Genomic DNA, 24291 nt, shown 5'->3' on the forward strand with positions numbered 1-24291 from the left:
TCCATTGACTTGTTCAGATGCAGCATGGTGAGGCTTCACAGCGATTCCCCTGCCTGGTTTTTGAAAGCAACATACACCGAAGCGAGGTTTTATCAATTGATCATGAAAACTAATTTCATAAGCAGAAGACCTGATGCCGTTATTGGATAAAAACAGGTCGTAATTTAGGGAGAGGTTGTGCTTTTGGCAGGGCATGTAGAGACAATGGGCTCGTCTGTCATGACTTTGTGAGCAAAGCTCAATGCATCCTTTTGAGAGACCAGCCAAGCCCCTGAGTGGCTTTCGCCCTTATATACATGAGCCTCAACTGTCGTACCGGCATTGCAGGCCTCCTGAACCAGTAGCTGCTGCCCCTCCGGACGAACATCCCGGTCCGCATCGCCGGTTCCGACAAACAAGGGCTGGTCCAGCTTCAAGGTATTGAAGCGATATTGAGGCAAAAGAATCTTGGCCATCGTCTTCACCGCCTCGGGTTGAACCGTATTAGCCTGAGTGAGGCCCGCCTGCATGACCTCTCGTGCCAAGGTGCCCACACACAAGCGGGCGGCCTTTTCGAATAACGGCATGGCTTTTGGCGTAAACAGCGTCGAAGCATCGGTTACTGGCTGCCTCTGATGGGCAACCAGCGCTACGTAAAACATATAGGCAATGCCGGGATCCACCTGGTTAGGATCTACCCCCGAGACGGTCATCGTTCTTTCCGTCAGATACGGTATACCTGTGACTATCGTGCCCTTGATATCCAGCTCCGGCGCATACTCCTTGGCAAATCCGGCCGTCGCAAAGGCCGCTCCGCCCCCTTGGGACTGTCCTGCCACGATCACCTTGTTGGCGATGGGATATCGTCCATCCGTAACGGCGCGGATACTATCGAGCACACCGTAGGCCTCGGAGCGCTTGGTCAGGTAGGGATGCAAACCGGGCGTGCCAAGCCCCTCATAATCCGTCGCGACAATGGCGTAACCCTGCTTAAGCCAGCGATTCAAGTAATCTTTGTAAACGGTTGGTGCTTCATTCCAGGACGGCGCGCAGACATCGGCTACGCCTACTGTTCCATGAGCCCACGCCAGCAACGGCCACCCTCCCTCAGGCGGTTGCCCTTTGGGAACGAACAACTGACCAGAGACCGTAATGGGCGAGCTGTCCAGACCGCTCACTGACGTGTAAAGAATACGAAACTGCCCTTCTGCATCCTCCAACCGATTTTGTGGGGGAAGTGGCTCACTGCGCAGCAACTCACCTGCAGCGGTTGGAATAGGTTTATCCCACCGATAGAACGTTGAAACGCCACCGTCCCCCGAATCCCAGGATTCCTGAGCCTTGGCTGACTCTATTCCCATTATTAACAACTGGGCACTGACCAGCAGAGTTGCTCTGAGCAGTCCTCTACGTTCATGAACAGGTCTTGCTCTGAATGACATCGTACTGTCTCTCCGCAGAGTTTATGGGACGGCTTTTATGCAAGACAGCGACGACGGCTCATGGTTTGATCAACGCCCTTTTGACCTGCTGCGCCGTACCAGAAATAGGAGTGCGAAGACTCGCACAGTTAAAAAACCGAAGACCGTCTATCCTGTTTTTGCTTGTCGTACCGCTTCGCTTGGAATACTGTATATCCAAACAGGAAAAGGACTGAGGTTGCATTATGTCGCTTGATCAAGCGGAAATGACAGTTAAGCAAGACCTGGAATGTGCTCTGGCATCGCTGGACATGCAGCGTGACGATTTTCTCGAACTGGCGCGCGGCATCAGACAGAAAATCTCGGAAGAGACTGAGGAAGCCGTTGAGCTGGAAGCCAATCTTGGCTGATTGCTCTTGAGTTAAACGGTACTTCTCCCGCTGCGGCTGCACCTGATCAGCCGCACGCTAATCTCCTGATTAAAGCTTTTTGCTATATCTATAGCGCCGGAAGCTATTTTATTAGCCCACTTGTGTAATCTTATAGTTCTAGATCCTTACATTATGGAATAAGAACATGAGAACCGCTCTGCGTCGTTATTTCACGTTTGCAAGCCTGGCTCTGGCACTCGGTATCTCCGTTAATGCCCATGCAGAAGACCTGTTAAAGGAAGTCAAGCAGCGCGGTACGCTGGTGATTGGGCTTGAGGGTACTTACCCTCCTTTCAGTTACCAGGATGAAAACGGCAAGCTGACCGGTTTTGAAGTCGAGTTTGCCCAGGCGCTGGCCAAGGAAATGGGCGTACAGCCAAAAATCCAGCCGGGCAAATGGGATGGTTTATTGGCCGCGTTGGATTCCAGGCGTCTGGATGTGGTGATCAATCAGGTCACCATTAGCGAAGAGCGCAAGAAAAAATATGATTTTTCGACGCCCTATACGGTCTCCGGTGTCCAGGCAATGACTCGCAAGAACGAGCAGGACACCATCAAGAAGCCGGAAGACTTGGCCAATAAGAAGGTGGGTGTTGGTCTTGGTACCAATTATGAGCAATGGCTCAAGGAAAACGTACCACAGGCTGATGTTCGCACTTATGAAGACGACCCAACCAAGTTTCAGGACCTGCGTGTAGGTCGGATCGATGCCGTTCTGGTAGACCGACTGGCCGCCTTTGAAATGGCTGCCAAAACCGGTAACCAGTTTGTACCAGCAGGCGAACCGTTCAATCGTCAGGAGTCGGGCGTGGCCGAGCGCAAGGGAAATCCCGAATTCCATGCCGCCATCGACCAGGCCATTGCCAAGATGAAAGCTGATGGCACGCTGGCCAAGCTCTCACAGAAGTGGTTCAAGGCTGACGTCACTCAATGAGCGAATCCAGCCTTCAACTGATACTGGATTCGCTTCCGTTTCTACTCAAAGGTGCCGTCTGGACTGTACTACTCAGTCTGGGCGGCATGTTTTTCGGGCTGGTGCTGGGGTTCTTTCTGGCGCTGATGCGGCTTAGCCAAAACATGGTAGTGCGCGCAGTAGCGCGGGTATACGTGTCTTTCTTTCGAGGCACCCCACTGCTTGTGCAGCTGTTCATGATCTATTACGGCTTGCCTGAGCTGGGCATTCAGCTAGATCCTCTGCCCGCTGCGCTCGTGGGTTTTTCGCTGAATATGGCCGCTTACATCTGTGAAATTCTGAGGGCAGCCATTGCCTCGATTGACCGAGGACAATGGGAGGCGGCTGCCAGCATTGGCATGACACGGGCACAGACACTGCGTAGGACCATCCTTCCTCAGGCAGCCCGTACGGCGCTCCCACCTTTAGGTAACAGCTTCATTTCGCTGGTAAAGGATACCTCTCTTGCGGCTACCATTCAGGTCCCTGAGATGTTTCGCCAAGCGCAGCTCATTACGGCGCGTACCTTTGAAATCTTCAGCATGTATCTAACGGCAGCATTGATCTATTGGGTTCTGGCCAGCACCCTGGCGGCGTTACAGAACACGCTGGAAAATCGGGTAAACCGGCATGATCAGGAGCGTTGAGTCATGATTGAAGTACGTAACCTGACCAAGTCATTCAATGGCCAGCCGGTGCTCAACGGGATCAATCTGGATGTAGCTGCGGGCGAAGTCGTTGCCATTATTGGCCCCAGTGGCTCCGGCAAGACCACCCTGCTTCGTTGTCTGAACCTTTTGGAGACGCCCGATAAGGGCCATATCCGTATTGCAGATATTTCCATTGATGCAAGGCGGCCTTTGAATACGCAGCAGAATCAGATCCGGGCGCTCCGCCAACGCGCCGGCTTCGTGTTTCAGAACTTCAACCTGTTTCCTCATCGTACGGCTCTGGAAAACGTGATCGAAGGGCCGATTGTGGTCAAACGGGAGGCCAGGGAATCCGCGGAAGCCCGGGGCCGGGCATTACTGGCGAAAGTAGGCCTGGCGGGCAAGGAAGATGCGTATCCCAGGCGGCTATCCGGCGGACAGCAGCAGCGCGTTGCCATTGCCCGTGCGCTGGCGATGCAGCCCGAGGTTATTCTCTTCGATGAGCCCACGTCAGCCCTTGATCCCGAGCTGGTCGGTGAGGTGCTGACGGTCATTCGTAATCTGGCCAATGAGCAGCGGACCATGGTGATCGTGACGCATGAGATGAGCTTTGCCCGTGACGTGGCGCATCGCGTGCTGTTTGTCGATCAGGGCGTTATCGTTGAACAAGGAGAAGCTAAGGCGCTGTTTGCCAATCCCCAGGAAGAACGGACGCAACGGTTCTTGAGCAAGTTCAGAAGCCATGAAGGTTAGATACTAACCTCCATGGCCTGTTGGCCACTGCTTGTCGGGCCACCTCGGTTAACAGCTGGAGCAGCCTATTAACCGAGGTGGCCCGAGATCACTTGGCGCTGTTCCGAGCCAATCAGTGCTTTTAAACGATAAACATATTTAATTCATGACTATATCGCTTTCGATGCTTGTAACGGCTTGTAATCGAGAATGCAAAGAATACGCATAATCAAACAGTCGCTTTCTTGTTGATCCGCATGCATGATTTGCGGCCTTTTCAGCTGGCTGAGCCCGTTCGCTATGAATTTACGTTTTTGCCTCATTGCCATGACGGCCCTGGCAGTTATTGGCGATAACATGCTCATTCCCTTTTATCCGCAATACTTTGCTAGCCGTTTTGACGATCCTCGTCCCGAGCAGGTCGGTGCCTACCTGGCTGCTATTTGCGTTGTTGTCATGTTTGCCTTTCCTCTCTGGGCCAAACTGGCCAAGCGGGTGCACCCTATTCGGATCCTGATCTGGACACAGTTGGCTGCGGGGCTGCTCAGCGTATGCTGCTATACCATCGACTCCCTGCCCTTGTTCTGGGTTGTCTCACTAGGCATGGTGGTCTTCAAGGGCAGCTATCTCTTGATGTATCCCTATGTGATGAGTCTGGAAGCCAAGGAAAGCCACACGCGAACCATTGGCACATTGTCGGTTGTAGTGCATTTCGGAGCCATCTTTGGCGCAGCTGTGGGCGGGCTGGTTCTCCAGGCGCTGGAAATGGGCGAAGTCTTCCTGATCATGGCGCTGGGCGACTTCATTCAGATGGCAATCTGTATGCGTCTGATGCGAGACAAGCCTCCCGCTTCGGGAGAAGCTCCAGCCTCCAGCGAAACCCCGGAACAGTCTGCAACCGAAGTGCCTATCGCCAAACCAGGTAGCCACCTGATCATTTACAAGCTCTGTCTGATCATGTTGCTGTTCTACTTCAGTGCCTATGTCATTCGACCGTTCTTCTCGGTTTACTGGCAAGAGGTTTCCGCTCTGGAAAATGAGCTCGTCACCGGCTTCGTCTATTCGCTGCCAGGCGCTGTGGCGCTGGTCGCACTCTGGTGGAGCAAGCGAGCCAGCCAACACGGCCATGCCTGGGAAGGTATCCTGTCCGCCCTGCTGCTTGGCGTCTGCGGTATTTTCATTCAGGGCGTTGAAAACGAAGTGGCCATCCTAGGAGGTCGTTTGCTGTTCGGCTGGGCCTTGTATCAGGTCACGGTGCGCCTGGATGCGCTCATGTTCGAGATGAGCAAGCCCGAGGCGTATGCTGTGGACTTTAGCAAGGTCAATTTTTTCCAGAGTCTGGGTGTCATGTGTTCATCCTATGGCGCTGGGCTTCTCGTCAGTCATTTCACGCTTTCTACGCCGTTCTGGGTAGGTGCAGCCGGCCTGCTGCTCACGGCAGTTCTCTTTCCGATACTGGTTAAAGCGCCCAACAAGGCTGCAACAGCGGTCAAAGCGTAAATGCTTGAGGCGGTGGCAACCCTCTGCCACCGCTCACCCTGTTCCGCTCATCGCAATCTAGCGAAACGTGACACATGGATTGCTAATGATAATTTGATGCATTTGTATTTAAGTGTTTAAATCGGCATTTCCGAGCATGTCCTCCCGAACGGCCGAACCAGACGTTCGGGGGATGACATCCAACCTCGTTCTGGGTCCGACGTATGACGATTCAGGTAAAGACCGATCTTACCCGCCTGCTGGATCTTTCCGCCCTTTCCTATTTAGGGCTCAAGGGAACGATAGGCCCTGCAGGCCCGGATGACCTCACCTGCGGCAGTGCCGAAAATCATGTGCGCGTTGCAGCGCTTTATGACCATTGGCAGCAGGCCCATCCGGAGGCCGGCCCCCATTACTGGTCAGCGCGCAGCTGGACGCTCATGGTCTGGCAGCCGATCTACCTGACGATTCTGGGTGTCCACCTCGGTCGATGTGTTCCTTCTCTCGATCAGTTTGCCCAGCGCGTGCACCACGGATTCGTGGCAGGGTTTTACCTGCATGATCATTGTCCCTATATCGCCGACCAGGACACGTTGATTCGTGTCGCCGCCAAGCAATTACAGAACCTTTGCGAACGGCAGCTGGAAGAGGCAGGAACGGTTTTCAAGCTCAACCCGAAAATGGCCCGCCGTCTGGCGGCAGACTGCGTGCTGGCAGCCCTTCTCTATGTGCAGAACAACCTGCGCGAAACGCTATGCAACAACCGTATGCGTGTGCTGGAAGGTATGTGGCTCGAAGCGCTGGGCCTGAAGGACAACAGCGAGCTGATCTGCATTGCGCTTGACGACGGACAAGAGCGGCTGGCGCTTGGACGCAAGGTCTGCTGCCAACACTTCCGCCGCGCAGATGGCGAATTATGCAGCACCTGCCCCAAGCTCAAGCAGGAAGAGCGCATTGTCCGTTTACGACAGGAGTTAACCCTTGAAGCTGCAACTCACTGATATCCGCGTCAACCGCGGCGGACGACTCATTCTGAGTCTGGACCAGCTGCGGCTTGCCGGAAATGAGCTGACAGTCATTCTAGGGCATAACGGTTCCGGCAAGTCGACATTGATGAACCTGCTGGCGCGTCAGACCGTGCCCGACAGTGGCAGGATCGAGCTGGACGACCAGCCCATCGCACGGTTGAGCCAGCGGGAATTTGCGCGGCAGATTGCCTTTCTGCCTCAGCGGTTGCCGGAAGTCGCCGGGCTTACAGTACGTGAACTGGTGCGCCTGGGCCGTTTTCCCTGGCGCGGTCTGTTAGGCCGCTGGCAGCGTGAAGATCAGACGATCATCGAGCGAGCCATGCAACAAACAGATGTGGCGCATTATGCCGATCACCTGACCGACACCCTTTCCGGCGGCGAACGGCAACGGGCCTGGATTGCGATGCTGCTAGCCCAAGAATCGCCACTGATTCTGCTGGATGAACCCACATCGGCCCTGGATCTCTCCCATCAGTATGAGCTGATGGGCCTTTTACATGAGCTGAACCAGAAGACCGGACGCGGAATTGTCGTCATTCTGCACGACATCAATCTGGCTACACGTTATGCCGACCGTATCGTTGCCCTCAAGCAGGGTCGACTGTTCTTTGACGGGACGCCACAGGCCTTGTTGTCCAGTCGTTTGCTATCCGAGCTGTACGAGATCGATATTCAACTCATTGAGCAGCCTGCGGCGCAGCGCAAGATTGCGGTTGTTGCCTGAAGATGCACGTTACCCGCACCGGGACGGGCGTCCCATCCAGACCCATGTTATCTACTGCACCAGGTCTTCTGCGTTATCCGCTCACGCTACTGTCATTGCTTCTGGTACTGCTCGTACACCTACAGATTGCTTCACCGCTGTCGTTAGGTCAGCAGTGGCATGCCTTGTTCGATGCCTCCAGCCAAGACTTCACGCTGCTGCAATTTCGTGACTCTGCGCTTCCACGGGTTGTTATGGGTCTTCTGGTTGGGGCCGCGTTGGGCTTATCAGGCAGTCTTCTCCAACAATTGACGCAAAATCGTCTGGTTTCACCCATGACTATCGGGTCGGCCTCAGGGGCATGGTTGGGACTGGTTTGTGCCACGCTGATTGCACCAACCCTGGCTGCCGATCATGGTGAATGGGCCGCGCTACTGGGCGCAATGGCTGCAGTAGGGATTGTCCTGTTGATTGCAGGGCGATCTGGTATTGCTGGTCTTCCAATCGTTTTGGCCGGTATGGCCATGAATCTTCTTCTAGGAGCGCTGGCCTCGGGGCTCGTATTGCTCAACGATCAGTACGCCCGGAATCTTTTCCTCTGGGGGGCTGGCGATCTGGCGCAAATGGACTGGCAATGGGTCATCTGGCTGCTGCCCAAGCTGGCGGTCGGTCTGCTTGTCCTGGCCTTTGCCCAGCGACCGTTGACCCTGCTGCGCCTGGGCAGTGAAGGCGCACAAGCACGCGGCATGAGTTTATGGCCGATTATGTTGATGCTGTTTCTCGCCTCACTGTGGCTCACATCTGTTTCCATTACCGCGGTCGGCCTGATTGGATTCATTGGTCTGCTCACACCTAATCTTGCGCGATTGTTCGGCGCTCGTACCGCCTTTGATGAACTGCTATACAGCACGCTGCTGGGAGCTGTTCTACTGCTGACAACCGATGCACTGGCTGTGCTCGCCAGTCAATGGACGATCAACCTGATTCCCAGCGGAGCCGCGGCCGCATTGATAGGTGCACCGGCACTCTTATGGCTTTCGCGCCGCAAAATGTCGGCAGAAGATCAGCGTGGACTGACGCTCCCAGGCAATAGCGACAGAAGAATCACCACATCAGGCTGGGTACTCATTCTGGGCATTGCCCTGGCGATTGCATTACTGACCCTATGCCTGGCGCCGGGCGCCCAAGGCTGGCAGTTGAACTGGCCCTCCTCCCTCGTCTGGTCCTTTCGCTGGCCGCGGACGCTAACGGCCGCCTCGGCAGGATTCGGACTGGCGATTGCAGGCGTCATTCTTCAACGTCTGCTGCGCAACCCCTTGGCGAGTCCGGACATTCTTGGCCTTTCCGCCGGGGCAACGCTTGCCCTTCTCATAAGTGCGTTTGTCATGGGTGGGACTATCCAGACCGCAGGCGGGCCATTGGCGGCTTTTGCCGGGAGCATGCTGGTCTTGGCTGTGCTGCTTCTGTTTGGTCGCCAGCACCAATATGCACCGGGCATGCTGGCATTGGTAGGTATTTCCCTGATGGCATTGCTGGACGCCATCCTTCAATTTGCCCTGGCCAAGGGGACAGCAGACTCCTTCGCCATCATGGGCTGGTTGGCGGGTTCGACCTACCGGGTTTCGGCCAGCCAGTCTGTCGGACTTTGTGTAGGCGTTCTGCTTATCGGAGGGTTCAGTCTACTGTTCCATCGAGGCCTGTCGCTGATTTCGATAGGTGACGGCGTGGCCCTTGGTCGCGGCCTGAATCTGACGCGCCTACGTATCGTGCTACTGGTTCTGGTTTCGCTGATGTGTGCGCTCGTGACCAGCGTAATGGGGCCGGTCGCCTTTCTGGGCCTGCTGGCACCGCATATTGCAGCCATCCTGGGTGCCAGGAAAGTCCTGCCTCAACTCTTGCTCGCCGCCACGCTGGGTAGCGTCTTGATGCTTGTTGCCGATTGGATAGGCCGTGTCATGATCTATCCGCTTCAGATGCCGGTAGGCATCGTGGCGTCCGTTCTGTGTGGAGTCTATTTCATTATTCTGTTAGCCAGACAGCGAGGCGCGTAGGGTTGCTCAAGCATAAAATCAGTCCCAGCCTGCTCCGTTGGGTCCTAACCGGACTCTTGATGATCGGCTCTGCACTCGCTCACGCAGCCAAAACACCGCAGCGGGTAGTTGCGCTCACCTGGGAAGCGGCTGAACACTTGGTCGAAATGGGGATCACGCCCTTGGCGGTAGCGGACGCCGATGACTACAAGGTGTGGGTCGTGCGCCCTGCTTTGCCGTCATCGGTTCTCAATACCGGAAGCCGTGTCGAGCCCAATCTTGAGCTCTTGGCCGAACTCAAGCCCGACCTGATCATCTCCAGCCCGGCTCTTGAAGATCTACGTGGCAAGCTTGAGCGGATCGCCCCGGTAGAGTCATTCGACAGCTATCGACAGGATCACAACAATTACGAAACCGCACGGCAAAATTATCTGACACTGGCCAGGCAGTTTAATCGCCTCGATCAGGCACAGCAGCGCTTGGCGGAAATGGATCGCCATATTGCTGAACTACGGCAGCGGCTGCTTGAGCACTTCAATGGCGAACCTCCGAAAGTCACAATGATTCGCTTTTCTACGCCGGCGGTGGTTTATGTGTATGGCGACAATTCCATGCCTCAATATGCCATGAACCTACTGCATCTTCAGCCTGCCTACCCTTTACCCGCTACCGCCTGGGGTATTACACAGAAACCTATTAGTGACTTGGGAAAGATACGTGAAGGCGCTGTGCTCCATATCGAGCCGTTCTCCCAAGAGGACAAACTCTTTCCTACCCGCCTCTGGCAGGCGATGCCCTTCGTGCAAGCACGACGATTCGCTACGGTCCGCTCAACCTGGACCTATGGTGGTGTTTTCTCGGTGGAATATCTGGCTGAGTCGCTTGTAGACGCGCTCCTGACCTTACAGCCTGAGTAACGAGCTTTCTGCCCTTAAGCTCGCTCTAAGCTTATAGCTAGAAAGTATTTATAACTCTTTTTAAATTCCTTTAACGTCTATTTACCGGATCACCGGACCTGCACTGACTTTTCATCTGTCGGTCCGGCTCCGCTGTGGATCTGGCCGGCATTGCTCATTGCGAGGCCGTATGCTCAAGCCAGATACCCTTCTTGATAACGATCAGGATGTAGCTCCACCCGTCTACCCTGCCCGTATTCTCACTACCGACGCCGAAGCCATTGCTGCTGCTCATGAGCTAGCCCGTTTCGCTGCGCAAGAAGCATCGCTGCGTGACCAGGAGCGCAAACTTCCCTGGGCCGAAATCGAGCGTTTTACTACCAGCGGTCTGGGCAGCGTATTCGTTCCCAGAGCCTTTGGAGGCCCTCAGGTTTCCTTTGTAACGATCGCTGAAATCTTCAAGATCATTGCCAAGGCTGATCCAGCACTGGCTCAAATTCCCCAGAATCATTTCAGCATTCTCAATGTCATTCGAAGCGTAGCGTCCGCCGAGCAACAGCAGCGCCTATTCGAAAGCGTGTTGGCTGGATGGAGAATAGGCAATGCAGGCCCCGAGCGCGGCAGCAAACATACATTGGACCTGAAAGCGCGCCTGACACCCGAAGGTGATCACTTCCGCTTGAACGGCGAAAAGTTTTATTCGACAGGTGCCCTGTTTGCCCATTGGGTAACCGTCAAGGCATTGGATGACACCGGACGACAAGTCATGGCGTTCGTCCGGCGCGGAACACCGGGGCTTCGAATCATTGATGACTGGTCCGGCTTTGGACAGCGAACCACAGCAAGCGGAACAGTCATTCTCAATAATGTTCGTCTCCCCGCAGAAGACATTATTCCGAGCGGATTGCTAAGCACTAAGCCTTCCTTACAAGGTGCCTATGCGCAGCTGATCCATGCAGCCATTGATGCAGGCATAGCCCTGTCTGCTTTGGCTGACTTGAGGTGGTTTGTTGTTGGTAAAACTAGACCCTGGCCTGAGGCTGGTATTACTGAGGCACGAAATGAACCTTACCTGATTGCAGAGGTTGGACGACTGGAAGTTGAACTGCATGCAGCTGAAGCGCTATTGCGAAAGGCAGCCGGGGTACTTGATTCCTTTAAGGACCAGCCTGTTGATGAGTCACAGGCTGCTCAGGCCTCGATTGCGGTAGCCGAGGCTAAGGTGCTGACGTCCGAAATTGCCTTGGCAGCCAGTGAAAAACTCTTCGAGCTGGCTGGTAGCCGAGCCACGCTGGCTGAGTTCAACCTTGACCGGCATTGGCGCAACGCTCGGACGCACACCCTTCATGACCCCGTGCGCTGGAAGGTACATGCCATTGGCAACTATCACCTGAACGGTATATCCCCTGCCCGCCATGCCTGGATCTGAACCATGAATGCACCTGTATTGCACGGTATTGCCGACCGGATCGAAAGTGATGAACAAGCATTAAGGATTGCCACCGAGCTGGCCACCCTTTTCAAGCAAGACGCCGCTCAGCGGGATCAACATCGGACGCTGCCGTGGAGTGAATTGGAGCAGTTCTCCCAGTCCGGACTCTGGGCTATTACAGTACCTAAAGCGCTGGGAGGCGCTGAAGTCTCCAGCGTAACGCTTGCCAAGGTCATCTCTATTATTGCTGCGGCGGATGGCTCCCTAGGCCAGATACCGCAAAATCACTACTACGCGTTGGAAGTATTGCGTGTAAATGGCAGTGCCGAACAGCAGCACAAGCTCTATACCGAAGTGTTGGCCGGCGCCCGTTATGGCAATGCACTGGCCGAGATTGGTACTAAGACGATACTGGACCGCACTACCCGGCTCACCCCTGACAGGGACGGTTTCAAGGTCAACGGGCGCAAGTTCTATGCAACCGGTGCACTGTATGCTCAGCGCATCCCCACCTCGGTTGTGGATGACGAAGGCAAGCAGCGGCTGGCCTTTATCCCGCGCACCCGTGAGGGCGTAACCGTTATTGATGATTGGTCTGGCTTTGGGCAGCGGACCACGGGCAGCGGCTCGGTCGTGCTAGATAATGTCGCGGTAACGGCTGATGAGGTCGTACCTTTTCAAACAGCATTTGAGCGCCCTACTACGGTAGGCCCTTTCGCCCAGCTATTACACGCAGCGATCGATACAGGTATTGCGCGAGGTGCTTATGAGCACGCTCTTCTTTTTGTCCGTGAACAGGCGCGTCCCTGGCCCGATTCCGGTGTTGAACATGCTTACGAAGACCCCCTGACGATCAGTGATATCGGCCGGCTGGCCGTACGTGTTGCCGCCGCGGAAGCCCTGCTTGAGCGCGCTGGAGAGGCACTCGATAAGGCGCAGCAAGATCCGACCGCAGACACCGTAGCTGCCGCCTCCATTGCAATCGCTGAGGTGCGTGCGTTGAGTACAGAGGCCTCTCTACTGGCAGGCAACAAACTCATTGAATTGGGTGGTGCCAGGGCCAGTCTGGCAGAGCATGGCCTTGATCGTTACTGGCGCAATGCACGTGTACATACCCTGCATGATCCCGTGCGCTGGAAATATCACGCCATTGGCGACTACTACCTGAACGATACCCTGCCGCCCCGACGCAGCTACCTCTGAGGTTGTCATGGCAAAGAAACAGATTCGGCTAAACGCCTTCAACATGAATTGTGTCGGGCACATCAACCATGGGCTCTGGACGCATCCGCGGGATACGTCCACCCAGTACAAGACGCTGAGCTATTGGACTGAGCTGGCTAAGCTGCTGGAGCACGGTCTATTCGACGGTTTATTCCTTGCTGACATCGTAGGGGTCTACGACGTATACGGTGGCGGCATAGACCTCACGGCAAGGGAGTCCATCCAGCTTCCGGTTAACGACCCTCTCCTTCTTGTCTCTGCCATGGCATCCCATACCACGCACCTTGGGTTTGGTGTGACTGCAAATCTCACCTATGAACATCCCTACCTGCTGGCACGACGGTTCTCAACGCTGGATCACCTGACGGGCGGCCGCATCGGCTGGAACATTGTGACGGGCTATTTGGATAGCGCAGCCAAGGCGATGGGACTTACCGCTCAGCATGAGCATGATCGTCGCTACGATCAGGCAGATGAATATCTAAGCGTGCTTTACCAGCTGTGGGAAGGCAGCTGGGAAGATGATGCTGTCATCGCTGACCGCCTGGGCCGTGTCTACGCACGACCGGATAAGGTGCACAAGGTTAGACACCACGGAGCGTTCTACGACGTTGAAGGTTATCACCTGAGCGAACCCTCTCCACAGCGCACACCTCTGCTTTACCAGGCGGGTTCTTCCGAACGCGGCGTTAATTTCGCCGGACAACATGCGGAATGCGTTTTCATTGGTGGCCAGAATATTCAGGCGGTCCGGCATCAGGTTGACCGAACACGTGCCAGCGCAGTAGCCGCCGGGCGTACGCCGGACGCCATCAAAGTCTTTATGGGGATGAGCGTGATCGTTGCGCCGACTGAAGCTGAGGCCCGGGAAAAGCATGCGGACTATCTACGCTACGCCAATCCAGAAGCAGGCCTTGCTCACTTTTCCAGCTCGACGGGTATCGACTTCGCAGGCTATGGGCTTGATGAGCCTATCCGTTATCAAAAGACCAATGCCATCGAGTCGGTCGTCAAGGCGTTTACCGCCAAGGACAGTGATTGGACCAAGCGCAGGCTCCTTGAGCAGCACGCTCTGGGTAGCCGATACCCACTCATTGTTGGTTCGCCAAGCCAAGTGGCGGATGCACTGGAGCAATGGATCGACGAAACCGGGCTGGATGGATTCAACCTGACACGCATCGTCACACCGGAAAGCTATACGGACTTTATCGACTTGGTAGTTCCTGAGCTGCAAGCACGGGGTCGCTACAAGACAGCCTACGAGCCAGGCACCCTGCGCGGAAAACTGTTCGCCCAAGGCGCTCGGTTACCGCTAGACCATGCTGGTACACATTGGCGAAACCTGACACATCAGGCCAGCCAAACGGCTAGACGAACTGCAATTTGATCTCAACGACTACTGGAACGCTTCCAGCCTCGCCTCCCATGACCTTGAACAGGATGACCGATATGCTGCACCGATTGAACCCAGGCCGTGGCTGGATAAAGACCTTCGCCCTTGCAGCACTGCTAGGCGCTGCAAGCATGAGCCACGCAGCCGATTCTAATGAACCACTGAAACTCGGTACGACAGCAGCCTTTGCACCTCCACTGGAAGCGGCTGTAGCTGAAGCTGAAAAGCAGGGGTTGAAGGTGGAACTGGTCGAGTTTACCGACTGGATTGCCCCCAATGTCAGCTTGGCTAACGGGGACATTGATGTGAACTACTTCCAGCACATTCCGTTTCTGGAAAATGCACGAGAGGAAGGTGGTTATGACCTGATTCCCTATGCCCCCGGCATCATCAACAACGTAGGCCTCTATTCGAAAGAGTACAAACGCTTTGAAGACTTGCCGGACAGCGCCCGCGTGGCAATTGCCAATGACCCTGTCAATGGAGGACGTGGCTTACAACTACTGGAAAAAGCGGGCCTGATCACCTTGAAGCCCGGCGTGGGATACAAGGCGACTCAAGCCGACATCCTGACCAACCCCAAGCATATACAGATCATTGAGCTGGAAGCCGTTCAACTGGTACGCGCCTATGATGACGTGGATCTGGTGCAGGGCTATCCGGCCTACATCCGCCTGGCCAATACCTTCGACCCCTACTCGGCTCTGCTTTTTGACGGGCTTGATCACCCTGAATATGTCATCCAGTTCGTCATTCGGCCTGACCGACAGAACGACGAACGTCTACGCAAGTTCGTCGATATCTACCAGCACTCTCCGGCTGTGCGTGCAGCCCTAGATAAGGCACATGGAACCCTTTACCAGACTGGCTGGAGGAGCTGATTCATGACGGGATCGATTACATCTATTCGGCAGGCTCGAAGCACTCATGAAGCAGAGGCGGACCAACCCTCTCATGCACTACCCTACCCCCTTACCTCTACCGCACTGGAACGCGCCGAGACCCATATCCGCTTTCAGGATATGGGTAAAACCTATAACGGTGAGCAAGGACCAGTGCGTGCGCTGCATGGTATAGATCTGGCTGTGCGCAGGGGTGAGATATTCGGCATCATCGGGCGCAGTGGTGCGGGCAAGTCTTCCCTGTTACGGACAATCAACCGACTCGAGCAGCCAAGCGAAGGACAGGTTCTGATCGACGGCGAAGATATCGGTCGCTACGGCACAAGCGAGTTGGTTGCCTTGCGCCGGCGCATCGGCATGATCTTTCAGCACTTCAATCTGCTTTCCGCCAAAACCGTGCGGCAGAATGTGGAATTACCCCTTAAAGTGGCTGGCGTACCGCGGCAGGAGCGGCAGCAGAAGGTTGCCTCACTCCTCAAGCTGGTAGGTCTGGAAAACAAGCATGATGCCTATCCTGCGCAACTGTCCGGCGGCCAGAAGCAACGCGTCGGCATTGCCCGAGCGCTTGTTCATGATCCCGATATCCTGCTATGCGACGAAGCGACTTCAGCACTGGACCCTGAAACGACACAGGCCATTCTGTCGCTGCTACGCGATATCAATCGGTCGCTGGGGCTGACCATTGTGTTGATCACCCATGAAATGGAGGTGATTCGCGAGATCTGTGATCGTGTCGTCGTGCTTGAGTGTGGTGAAGTCGTCGAACAAGGCCCCGTATGGAGAGTCTTTGGTGATCCCCACCATGACGTGACCCGCATCTTGCTCTCTCCGTTGCAGCAAACGCTATCAGATGATCTTAAAGCGCGTCTGCAGACACAGCCATTACGCCAAAACGATGCCCTCCTGCTTGAACTGCGCTTGAGTGGCTCAAGCAGCCGTGAGCCCGACCTGGGATCACTCTTCAACGCGTTGGGTGGACAGCTCACGCTTATCAGATCGAGCATCCAACGACTTCAAGGGCGCACGGTAGGCCATCTGCTGGTCTCGATCAGGCGTTCTCCCCACGCTCAGGAAGAGCTGATCAAGCGGGCTCGGCATATTTTCGACGATGTGGAGGTATTGGGTTATGTCGCTGCTGATTGATCGCCTGTGGCAAGGACTACTGGATACCCTGCTAATGGTAGGCGTCTCCTCCCTGATCGCACTGATTGCCGGTATTCCGTTGGCCGTGTTTCTGGTTACCAGTGGTAAAGGCGGGATGTTCGAGGCTGTTCGTTTGAACAGGCTGATTGGAAGTATCGTCAACCTCTTCCGCTCCATTCCTTTTCTGATTCTGATGGTGGCTCTTATTCCGTTCACCCGCCTGATTGTAGGCACTACTTACGGTGTGTGGGCCGCCGTCGTACCGTTGGCTATTGCAGCAACGCCGTTCTTTGCCCGTATCGCTGAAGTGAGCCTGCGTGAGGTAGACCATGGCCTGATCGAGGCCGCCCAGGCCATGGGATGCCGACGCCGACATATCGTCTGGCATGTTCTGCTACCTGAGGCCCTGCCGGGTATCGTGGGCGGATTCACCATTACGCTTGTTACGATGATCAATTCCTCTGCCATGGCGGGTGCCATTGGTGCGGGCGGCCTGGGAGATCTTGCTTATCGCTATGGTTATCAGCGGTTCGATGTGTCAGTTATGTTCATTGTCATTATAGGGCTGGTATTACTTGTCACATTAATTCAATTTGGCGGGGATCGCTTGGCGAAGGCGTTAAACCATCGAGCATGAGCCGATAAAAAAGGCCAGTCGGAAGCCCGCTGGCCTTTTTTGCATTCGTATGAAGTTTAAAACAGTTCGATCTTGAGTCCTTCGGACTGCACTTCGTGTCCCCGACCTATCTCTTCAAGATGGCCCTTGTGCTGTGAGTGCGTCACATAGCTGTTCAGGTGCTTTTGCATCCGAGCATCGAGATCAGGTAGCTCCCCCGGCTGACAGGTTTCAGGTGAGGCAAGCCCGACACCATAGGCCTCCATAACATCGCTCAAGGTGTCCAGCATATGACTGCTCTGCTCCAGGCGCTGACGTAGCGGGTCCTGGAACTGCAAACAGGACAGTACGCCTTGCAGATCATTGTTCACTTCGGAGCTCAGCCCTTTGACACCACTGACGACTGACGTCATGCATTCCGCTGCTTCCTGTAGATACCTCACCATGGAACGCAACTCATTACCTACATGTTCCAGTCCGCTTCTGGCCAGGAAATCCTCCTGCCGGTTTTGTGCGGCTGTCGACTCCTCCTCAAAGCGTGAGGCCAGATTCTGAATAGTCGTGGAAATCGAGTGCGCCGCCTCTGCAGTGCGCGCGGAGAGATTACGTACTTCAGTGGCGACTACGGCAAACCCACGACCGGAGTCCCCTGCCCGTGCAGCCTCGATAGCTGCGTTAAGCGCCAGCAGGTTGGTCTGTTTGGCAATATCACTGATGAGGGCAATCAACGGCCCGGTGGCGTTGACTTCCTCATACAGGCGCCGCATACGCTCGATATCACTACTGAGGCTTTCCTTGCGCTCTTTTTCAAAGGCAGACAGTGTCGCCAGTGTCTTTTCATTGCGCTGCTGATGCTCATCCGCCTCACGGGAAAGCGTCTGGGCACAACCACATCCTTCACTTACCGTCTCGGACAGCTTCTGACCGGTAAGATGAATATTATTGAGACGTTCGATTGCGCACAGTACATTGCGCTCGGTCTCATCACTCACCTCTTTTAGGTTACGCTGCACGATACGGCTCAGGCCAGGCACAGCATTGGCCGTGGCGACTGTTTTATCGAACAGGACTGCGTATGTGCTCCCCTCCTCTATTCGCTCAGGAACATGGGCAGAATTTTGGGACAACCTCCACGTCATCAATAACAGCGGAATGGAGAAAAACACGGCGACGCCCATGCAGGCCACGGTTGACTGTTGCGCCAGCCAAGCCGACCAGACCGGCGAGCTGAGGCCCAGCGCCACTATGGCCAGCAACAATCCGGCTTTGAGGTAGGCTTGGTTGTTCATTTTGGCTCCTTAGGCGCCCGGCAGGACTTGCTTGATGACCTTGAGCAGGTCCGCTGCCCCGACAGGCTTCACTAGCCAGCCGGTGGCACCATTCTTTTTGGCTTCGTCACGCTTGCTTTGCTGGCTCTCGGTAGTGAGCGCCAGAATAGGAACAAAGCGCATTCCAGGTAGCGCGCGGGCCTTGCCGATCAGCTCAAGACCTCCCATGTTGGGCATGTTGATATCGGTGATGATCAGATCCGGCTTATAGCCACCTTGCAGCTTGCTCATCGCCTGCACGCCATCATTGGCCGCCTCGACTTTAAAGCCGGACATTTCCAAGCTGCTGCGCAGACTCATCAGCATGGTCGCGGAGTCGTCGACGATCATGATGTTCTTGCTCATTTCACTCTCTCCTACGCATTCAGTGCGGCTTCAAGCCACACCTTTATATCGGTATTTTTTGGCCAAACTGAAACGTTTGGTTTCAATGCCATAAGGACTTGCAGATCAGCGGTATGCAGGTGTTCGAGGTCACCCAGATTGACCTTTGCGGCCGGGTTTTTCACCAGCCATTCCAGCAAGGTTTCGGCCTCTTCCACCGTGACCTGATCAGCCAATACGGCTACGCTTTTCTTGAAGGTAATGCTCATTCGAATAGCTCCGTGGGGTTGAGGATCATCAGGATGGAGCCATCCCCCATCACGGCCGTACCGGAGTAACCAGATAGCTCACCCAGAATGCCCACCATGGGCTTTAGGATGATGTCGATCGAGCCGTGGAAATCATCAATGATCAGGCCGACCAGCTCGCCTCGGCTGCGTAGCACCATCAAGGCGTACTCATCATCCTCGTTAAGCACCTGCTCCTCGGAGACCGCCAGCATCTGGTTCAAACTCTTGAGCGGAATCGTGCGGCCGCGCAGTTGCGCGGTGGGCTGATGCTTGATGGTATGGATCGAATCCTTAGGTAAGCGCACGGTTTCCATGACTTGGTCCATGGGAATGCCAAAGCGCTGACCGCCTGACTCAATCACCATGACCTGCGTTACTGCCATGCTCAGCGGCAGTGTCAGGCTCAGCTGCGTACCCTTGCCGACCTGACTGGTCAGGCGCAGTTGGCCGCCCACTTTTTCGATACCCGAGCGCACCACATCCATACCAACGCCACGACCGGACAGATCGGAAATCTGCTCTGCAGTCGAAAAGCCCGGCAGGAAGACCAGATTGACCAGCTCCTGATCACTCATCGCATCCAGGGCGGTCTGCTCGACCAGACCTTTACCAGCCACCTTGGCCTTGATCTTTTGTGGATCGATACCGCGACCATCGTCTTCAATAACAATAACCACATGGTCCGCGTTCTGGCTGGCGCGAATACGCAGCGTGCCGGTTTCCGGCTTGCCAGCGTTTGTACGCTCCTCCGGAAGCTCCAGCCCGTGATCCATGGAGTTACGGACGATATGCACAAGCGGATCGGCCAAGGCCTCGATCATGGATTTGTCCGCTTCGGTGTCTTCCCCTTCCAGGATGAGGTTGACCTTCTTGCCCAGCTTGCGCGCGATATCACGCACCAAACGTGGGAAGCGCTGCAGCACGAAAGAAACCGGCATCATGCGTACTTGCATGATGGCGTCCTGCAGGTCTTCGGCGATACGGTTGACTACGGCATATTGAGCCTTGATCTCTCGCGCCAGCTCGCGCTGACCATATTGGTCTTCAGCACGCTCGGCCAGATAGGGTAATCCGTTCTTGGCAACTACGATCTCGCCAATCAGGTTCATTAGGCGGTCGATCTTTTCCTGCTCGATCTTGAGGACCTTAGACGTAACATGATTGCCAGCCTCCTCCTGACGCCGACCGGCAGATGCGTCGGAAGGCGCGCGTGCAGCTTCTACCACCGGTACAACAGGTGCTGCGGGATCAAGCTGTGCCGACAGCCATGCGCTCATGGCCTCGTGAGTACGACCCTCTTCTTCTTTGGACGCCTCGGATATGGAGTCAGCACCCGCCTGCCAGTGTGCCTGGAACCAGGCCATGATCGGTGTGGCGCTGCGCTGCTGATCGGCATCCATCACGCTACGCTGCAAGGTCTCATTGAGTGCAGGATAAGCCATGAGAACATTGGTTAATGTCCGGACGATGGCGGCATGCTGACCGCTACGCCAAGGCTGAGAGAGGCAGGCAGCCAAGGCTATCTGCTGAGTGCCTACTACGTCCCGTACCAGTGGATCGATTGCTTCGTTACCATGGCTTAAGCTCTGTTGAGCCTCTTCGGCCGGAGCAGGTGCAGCAAACAGTGCCGCTGTTACGGCCTCCCAGCTGACCTGATCACTGACATACCGGAAGTGCTCAGCCAGATCCTCTTCCCGTATCGCTAACAGGAATTCGATACGCAGATTGCAGTGATAGGCGTCCAGCTGTGACGCTACCGCCCAGGGCTCTACAGCGGTCACACGACGCCAGAAAATGTCCGGCAGCTGACGCACCAGGTGCAAAGGATCGGTGCCCTGGAAAAAACAATCGGCGGCAGGACGATACTCAACACGGTAAACGCATTGTTCGTCCTTCAAACGATCGGCTATGTGCTGACGTACTTCATCATTCAGTTCAGTAGCCCAGGCGGGCGACTCGCTTTCAGACGTACCGTTTTTTGCGTCAGCAGCAACCACGGCCGTCTCGCTGCTGGTAAGCCACGCGCGCAGCCCATCGACCAGTTCACGAGGCGGAACCTGAAAGCCGTCACCCGGCTGACCGTTTTGTTCGATCTCATCCAGGAACTCGCTGACATAGTCAGCCGTGTTCAAAAGCTGATCAGCCAGTTGTTGATTGAAGTCCAGCTCACCGTTACGGACTGCATCCATCACGTCTTCAGCGGCATGCAATACACTGGTCAGCGCCGGAAAATCAAACAGGCCTGAGTTACCTTTAAGCGTATGCACCAGGCGGAACAGTTCGCCCAGTGGGGCGGTATCGCCAGGCTCTCGTTCCATGGCAAGCAAGGTACTGCCAATGGATTCCAGGGCTTCACGGCTCTCCTGGATGAATTGTTGCAGCAATGCGTTCACTGAGCACCTTCTCCGGTCAAAACATTCACCAGCCTCAGCAACGCTTCAGGCTTGATCGGTTTGGTTAAGTAATAATTAGCACCGGATTCCCAAGCCTGCTGACGATCATGATCACCCGACTCGGTTGTAATCATTACCGCAGGGGCCTGTTCAATAGGCCGGGAGCGCAGTTCACGCAGGAAGCTGAAGCCGTCCTGCATGGGCATATTCACGTCTACCAGATACAGGTCGTAGGGCGTCTCGAGGCTTTTTTCCAGCGCCTCAATGCCGTTGATGGCCTCGTCAACGTGATAACCGGCTTTCTCCAGTATTTGTCGGTTGAACAGCCGTACGGTGGCCGCGTCGTCGACGATCAGAATGCGTTTCATCGAGCCTCCAACGGCTTCTGGTAAACAATTGCTTCAGGGAATTTGCGCACCTGGAACAGAGACGAAATACGACTCATGGACTCCGAGTGACCCAGGCAGATCATCCCGCCTGGATTGAGCGCATCAAAAAACGTATCGGCCGCCTGGCGACGAGACAGATCATCGAAATAGATCAGCAGATTACGACAGAAAATAATGTCGAAGCCCTTATAAGCCTTCACATCGGCAGCGCTCATCAGGTTTACCCGGCTGAACTCGACGCTTTGACGAATATCGTCGATTAGCTGGTAATCCCCGCTTTTCTGCTGTTTGAAATACTTTTCCAAAAGCGTGGCCGGCAGGTTGTGTACCGAACGCGGGCTATAGAGACCTCTTCTGGCGCGCTCCAAAATGTTGGTGTCGATATCCGAGGCGATCAGCTCAACATCCCACTCCTCAATACCCTTCCAGTATTCGAGCAGGTACATGGCGATGGAGTAAGGCTCCTCACCTGAAGACGACGGCATCGACCAGATACGAATGGGCCCTGAGTCACGCTTACGTCGGGTGACCTCTTCCAGCATGTTCGTCACGAGACACTTGAGCTGATACTCCTCGCGGAAAAAGTAGGTCTCATTGACGGTCATCGCATTGACCAGAGACTGCAGCTCATCACCCGATGCCTGAAAACGCAGGTTCACAAAATAGTTGCGAAAAGTACCCGCGTCCGTGGCCTCGATGCGCTCGATCAAGCGCTTGTCCACGAAATAGCGCTTCGAGTCATCGAAGTGGATACCGGTCTTGCGGTAGAAGAATTCGCGAAACTTCACGAAGTCTTCCTTGGTAATCGCGGGTGTCTGGCTCACAGGGCTGATTCTCCACGCAGGCGCTGGATAGCCAGATCAACGGCGAAACGCAGGTAAGCCTCATCGGGGAAGCGCTCAAGACAAGCCTCAAGCGCCGGCACCGCACGCTCGCTCCCGATTTCGCACAGCAGATCCACGGCGCAGGCACAGACATTGAGATGCGGGTCATGCTCCAGCAGATCGATCAGCCACAGCTCGACATCCGGATGCTTGAGTGATTCCAGAATTCCGATAGCCAGGATGCGGACGTCGGCGTCGTAGTCCTGCAGCGCGTTCTGAATCAACCCAGGATGCTGAACACCTGCCGTCTTCAGAGCTTCGATGGCATCGTTACGTAGCGCCGCATCCTCACTGCGCAGGCAGTCAAGCAGAGCGGTGACTGAGCTGACATCGGCGATAGCAGCCAGACTGGTGATAATGGCCTCACGCACAGACGGTTCGGCTTCTTCTTCCAGACGATCGATCAGAGCGCTACTGGCATTTGGAAACCTTGCTATTGCACGTGCGGCCAAGCGACGAGCCGCGGTATCGGGGCTGTCGAGTGTATCAAGCAGCTGCTCGAACCCGCTTGGCTGGTCATCGCCGGCCTGATCGGCCAGGGTATTACGAACGAGTGGCATGGCGGGATACTCGAGAAGACGTAGTGGTTTTACCGCTGCCCCAACGGATAAGGGTGGCGGCCATTTCAGTGCAGGCCATGATTTCCGTGGCACCGCCACGACGGATCAGCTCTGCCGGCATACCAAACACAACAGATGATTCCTTGGACTCAGCCAGGGTGCGCCCTCCACGGCGCTTGAGTTCGGTCATCTCATCAGCACCGTCGTACCCCATGCCCGTCAGCATTACACCGATCAGTTGACTTGGCTGGAAATGCTCCATGGCGGTTTCCACCATCAGGCTGACGGAGGGATGCCAGAGGTACTTGTTGTTTTCCGGCTTGGGCAAGGCATAAGGACGGCCTGCACGACGACCGATACAAACGTCACTGGCTCCCATCCCAACGTAAACCGTACCGGCTTCGAGCGGCATGGGTCTGCTGACCTCTACTACCGTGAGCGCGCAGACATTGTTCATGCGCTCGGCGAAAGCACGGGTAAAGTTGGCCGGCATGTGCTGGGAAACCACGATCGGCCAGGGATAGCTCGCCGGAAGCTTCGACAGAATTTCTTCCAGCGTACGAGGCCCACCGGTAGATGAGCCGATCAGTACAAGCCCTTCACCCAAGCCACCTGCCAGCTCTACGGCTTTTTCCACCGGCTCGCGCTCGATTTGGGAGCGAGTCGGCGCGGTTGATCCGGCGCGTGGTTTTCCTGCCTTCTTGAGCTGAGCACCAGCAGCGGCACGCACCTTGGCAACCAGGCTGTCACGCACCTGATCAATATTCAGAGAAATCGTACCGCCCGGTTTGGGAAAGAAATCCACCGCGCCGAGCGCTAACGCCTCAAGCGAGGCAATAGCACCCTGCTCGGTCAACGATGAAAACATCACGACCGAACGGGGCTTTTCTGCCATGAGCATGGACAAAGCCGTCAGCCCGTCCATCTCAGGCATATTGATATCCAGGGTGATGACGTCCGGATCGAACTGGCGAGCCAGCTCAATCGCTTCGAGGCCATTGCGGGCCATTTCGAGCTCGAAGTCACCTTCGGCCTCAAACACCTTTTGCAGATGGCGGCGCATTAATGCGGAGTCATCGACGATAAGCAGACGAATCATGACGGCAGCACCC

General features: G+C 55.5%; 24 protein-coding genes. 15 read left to right on the forward strand and 9 right to left on the reverse strand.

What is annotated here, in order from left to right:
* Nucleotides 1-164: 164 nt before the first annotated feature.
* Complete coding sequence (locus HMPREF1487_RS19015) at nucleotides 165-1421, reverse strand: lipase family protein (RefSeq protein ID WP_010798331.1); 1257 nt, start codon at nucleotides 1419-1421, stop codon at nucleotides 165-167.
* A gap of 224 nt (nucleotides 1422-1645) precedes the next feature.
* Between HMPREF1487_RS19015 and HMPREF1487_RS27350 the strand changes: the two genes are divergently transcribed.
* The 15 genes from HMPREF1487_RS27350 to HMPREF1487_RS19085 all read left to right on the forward strand — a co-directional run bounded on the left by HMPREF1487_RS27350 (nucleotide 1646) and on the right by HMPREF1487_RS19085 (nucleotide 17032).
* Nucleotides 1646-1810, forward strand: a complete 165-nt coding sequence (locus HMPREF1487_RS27350) for a hypothetical protein (RefSeq protein WP_010798332.1) — start codon at nucleotides 1646-1648, stop codon at nucleotides 1808-1810.
* A 166-nt stretch (nucleotides 1811-1976) separates the two neighbouring features.
* Nucleotides 1977-2765: a cystine ABC transporter substrate-binding protein gene (gene tcyJ, locus HMPREF1487_RS19020; RefSeq protein WP_010798333.1), complete on the forward strand. Its 789-nt coding sequence runs from the start codon at nucleotides 1977-1979 to the stop codon at nucleotides 2763-2765.
* Nucleotides 2762-3430: a cystine ABC transporter permease gene (gene tcyL / locus HMPREF1487_RS19025; RefSeq protein WP_010798334.1), complete on the forward strand. Its 669-nt coding sequence runs from the start codon at nucleotides 2762-2764 to the stop codon at nucleotides 3428-3430. Before tcyJ ends, tcyL begins: the two co-directional genes overlap by 4 nt.
* Nucleotides 3431-3433: 3 nt before the next feature.
* A complete protein-coding gene (gene tcyN / locus HMPREF1487_RS19030; RefSeq protein ID WP_010798335.1) occupies nucleotides 3434-4186 on the forward strand; it encodes an L-cystine ABC transporter ATP-binding protein TcyN in 753 nt (250 codons plus the stop codon).
* 279 nt (nucleotides 4187-4465) lie between these two features.
* A complete protein-coding gene (locus HMPREF1487_RS19035) occupies nucleotides 4466-5665 on the forward strand; it encodes an MFS transporter (protein WP_010798336.1) in 1200 nt (399 codons plus the stop codon).
* Nucleotides 5666-5868: 203 nt separating this feature from the next.
* A complete protein-coding gene (locus HMPREF1487_RS19040) occupies nucleotides 5869-6645 on the forward strand; it encodes a siderophore ferric iron reductase (RefSeq protein ID WP_010798337.1) in 777 nt (258 codons plus the stop codon).
* Nucleotides 6626-7396 (forward strand): ABC transporter ATP-binding protein, encoded by a 771-nt coding sequence (locus tag HMPREF1487_RS19045; RefSeq protein ID WP_010798338.1) that lies wholly within the window; start codon nucleotides 6626-6628, stop codon nucleotides 7394-7396. The genes HMPREF1487_RS19040 and HMPREF1487_RS19045 overlap by 20 nt, the downstream gene beginning before the upstream one ends.
* 44 nt (nucleotides 7397-7440) lie before the next feature.
* A complete protein-coding gene (fhuB, locus tag HMPREF1487_RS19050) occupies nucleotides 7441-9426 on the forward strand; it encodes a Fe(3+)-hydroxamate ABC transporter permease FhuB (protein WP_010798339.1) in 1986 nt (661 codons plus the stop codon).
* 59 nt (nucleotides 9427-9485) lie between these two features.
* Nucleotides 9486-10322, forward strand: a complete 837-nt coding sequence (locus tag HMPREF1487_RS19055) for an ABC transporter substrate-binding protein (protein WP_230382138.1) — start codon at nucleotides 9486-9488, stop codon at nucleotides 10320-10322.
* A gap of 169 nt (nucleotides 10323-10491) precedes the next feature.
* Nucleotides 10492-11730 carry an SfnB family sulfur acquisition oxidoreductase gene (locus HMPREF1487_RS19060; protein WP_010798341.1) on the forward strand — a complete coding sequence of 413 codons (1239 nt, stop codon included), beginning with the start codon at nucleotides 10492-10494 and terminating at the stop codon, nucleotides 11728-11730.
* 3 nt (nucleotides 11731-11733) lie between these two features.
* On the forward strand, nucleotides 11734-12936 hold the full coding sequence (locus HMPREF1487_RS19065; RefSeq protein ID WP_010798342.1) for an SfnB family sulfur acquisition oxidoreductase: 1203 nt from the start codon (nucleotides 11734-11736) through the stop codon (nucleotides 12934-12936).
* Nucleotides 12937-12943: 7 nt separating this feature from the next.
* Nucleotides 12944-14344: an LLM class flavin-dependent oxidoreductase gene (locus HMPREF1487_RS19070; protein ID WP_010798343.1), complete on the forward strand. Its 1401-nt coding sequence runs from the start codon at nucleotides 12944-12946 to the stop codon at nucleotides 14342-14344.
* Between the two features lie 62 nt (nucleotides 14345-14406).
* Complete coding sequence (locus HMPREF1487_RS19075; protein ID WP_010798344.1) at nucleotides 14407-15231, forward strand: MetQ/NlpA family ABC transporter substrate-binding protein; 825 nt, start codon at nucleotides 14407-14409, stop codon at nucleotides 15229-15231.
* Nucleotides 15232-15234: 3 nt separating this feature from the next.
* Nucleotides 15235-16395, forward strand: a complete 1161-nt coding sequence (locus tag HMPREF1487_RS19080) for a methionine ABC transporter ATP-binding protein (protein ID WP_010798345.1) — start codon at nucleotides 15235-15237, stop codon at nucleotides 16393-16395.
* Complete coding sequence (locus HMPREF1487_RS19085) at nucleotides 16379-17032, forward strand: methionine ABC transporter permease (protein WP_010798346.1); 654 nt, start codon at nucleotides 16379-16381, stop codon at nucleotides 17030-17032. Before HMPREF1487_RS19080 ends, HMPREF1487_RS19085 begins: the two co-directional genes overlap by 17 nt.
* A gap of 56 nt (nucleotides 17033-17088) precedes the next feature.
* Here the strand turns inward: HMPREF1487_RS19085 and HMPREF1487_RS26370 are convergent, their stop codons facing one another.
* From HMPREF1487_RS26370 to cheB, 8 genes are read right to left on the reverse strand one after another with little or no spacing between them, the layout of a single operon-like run.
* Complete coding sequence (locus HMPREF1487_RS26370; RefSeq protein ID WP_010798347.1) at nucleotides 17089-18300, reverse strand: methyl-accepting chemotaxis protein; 1212 nt, start codon at nucleotides 18298-18300, stop codon at nucleotides 17089-17091.
* A 9-nt stretch (nucleotides 18301-18309) separates the two neighbouring features.
* Nucleotides 18310-18684 (reverse strand): response regulator, encoded by a 375-nt coding sequence (locus HMPREF1487_RS19095; protein WP_010798348.1) that lies wholly within the window; start codon nucleotides 18682-18684, stop codon nucleotides 18310-18312.
* Between the two features lie 11 nt (nucleotides 18685-18695).
* On the reverse strand, nucleotides 18696-18932 hold the full coding sequence (locus tag HMPREF1487_RS19100; protein ID WP_010798349.1) for a hypothetical protein: 237 nt from the start codon (nucleotides 18930-18932) through the stop codon (nucleotides 18696-18698).
* A complete protein-coding gene (locus tag HMPREF1487_RS19105; RefSeq protein WP_010798350.1) occupies nucleotides 18929-21346 on the reverse strand; it encodes a chemotaxis protein CheA in 2418 nt (805 codons plus the stop codon). The genes HMPREF1487_RS19100 and HMPREF1487_RS19105 overlap by 4 nt, the downstream gene beginning before the upstream one ends.
* Entirely contained in the window at nucleotides 21343-21714 is a 372-nt protein-coding gene (locus tag HMPREF1487_RS19110; protein WP_010798351.1) for a response regulator, read from the reverse strand. Before HMPREF1487_RS19110 ends, HMPREF1487_RS19105 begins: the two co-directional genes overlap by 4 nt.
* Nucleotides 21711-22559 carry a CheR family methyltransferase gene (locus HMPREF1487_RS19115; RefSeq protein ID WP_010798352.1) on the reverse strand — a complete coding sequence of 283 codons (849 nt, stop codon included), beginning with the start codon at nucleotides 22557-22559 and terminating at the stop codon, nucleotides 21711-21713. The genes HMPREF1487_RS19110 and HMPREF1487_RS19115 overlap by 4 nt, the downstream gene beginning before the upstream one ends.
* Nucleotides 22556-23179, reverse strand: a complete 624-nt coding sequence (locus HMPREF1487_RS19120) for a HEAT repeat domain-containing protein (protein ID WP_010798353.1) — start codon at nucleotides 23177-23179, stop codon at nucleotides 22556-22558. Before HMPREF1487_RS19120 ends, HMPREF1487_RS19115 begins: the two co-directional genes overlap by 4 nt.
* Nucleotides 23163-24278, reverse strand: a complete 1116-nt coding sequence (gene cheB, locus HMPREF1487_RS19125; protein ID WP_010798354.1) for a chemotaxis-specific protein-glutamate methyltransferase CheB — start codon at nucleotides 24276-24278, stop codon at nucleotides 23163-23165. Before cheB ends, HMPREF1487_RS19120 begins: the two co-directional genes overlap by 17 nt.
* Nucleotides 24279-24291 lie beyond the last annotated feature (13 nt).

This window comes from Pseudomonas sp. HPB0071 (genome assembly GCF_000478505.2).
Taxonomy (GTDB): Bacteria; Pseudomonadota; Gammaproteobacteria; order Pseudomonadales; family Pseudomonadaceae; genus Chryseomonas; species Chryseomonas luteola.